Here is a 1,137-nt window from a genome sequence, read left to right on the forward strand (position 1 = left end):
TCATGCATGGGTTGAAGAATGTATGTTAGCTGTGAATCGCTGTGCAGCTCAGTATTTTGCAGAGAACGCAAAATCTGCTTTGTACATCAGTCATTCAGGCGTTCGTGCAGATCGTTTAGAGTCGCTTAGTACAGTATTGAATGAAAAACTTCCTGAATTAAAAGAATTCAGTTTAGCAAACTTAGATGGTTTCGTATCAATATTTCGAGCGTTACAAGCAGATGATGAGCGAGAGTATTTAAGGCAACTAATGCTGAGACAGTTGGATCGAACCGGGTTTAGTCTTGAAAAAGCGCCTCATTTTGCTCTGGGTTTTGACGCTTACACGACCATCAGTTCACCTCTGCGCAAAGCGAATGATTATTTACTACATCGTTTATTAACGTCTCTAATTGAGAGTAATGTTGGTGATAGCTTAACTACTAAAGACCTTGAATCGATTGAAGAGAAGCAAGACGCTATTCGTAAATCTGTTTTCGATATCGAGCAATCATTGAAGTGTGAATATATGACGCGTCAATCTGGTGAGTTTGATGCGGAAGTTGTTCGTGTATTTACTACTGGTATGCAAGTTCGTGTATTAGATAATGGCATTGAAGGTGTGATTGCGACGCGGGATATTGAAGGCAAGTGCAGTTTTAACCAAGATTTGATGCAATTGAAAACTTCAAAAGGCGAATTTACCTTAGCGCAAAAACTAAAGGTTTCATTGAAGCGTGTTGATTGGTCTAAAAAGCAGATTCAATTTTCTCTAGCTTAATTCAGATGTTTTTCTGAAACTTTGTAGGATATATCCTACAAAGTTTCAGAGATCTCCTATATTTTTCCCTAATTACCTCATCTATTATTTGCTCATAGGGACAGCATAAACATACGGAAATGTTGACGGAATCAAGGATGACCGTAGCTAAGGGATGAGACACGGATGGTAATAAGCAGGCATGGATCGCCAGCTTTTCCGTTTACTCCCCCATCCCTATACTTTCCCTTCTCCTAACCTCTTTATCTTGTTACCTATATTCGTGTATCGTGCCCAGAAATTTCATGTGGACGAGCAGAAATATGGTCTCTGGTGGTATTCAACAGTCTTTCTTTAAATTAAAAAATAATCGTATCTTTGAGTTTGTAGTTATTGCG

1 protein-coding gene is annotated in these 1,137 nt (G+C 38.8%); it reads left to right on the plus strand.

From position 1 onward, the window contains the following. A partial coding sequence (locus A3739_RS05900; RefSeq protein ID WP_156502388.1) for an RNB domain-containing ribonuclease occupies positions 1-760 on the plus strand: 760 nt, incomplete at its 5' end. Between the last annotated feature and the right edge of the window lie 377 nt (positions 761-1,137).

It is taken from the genome of Oleiphilus sp. HI0067 (assembly GCF_001635735.1).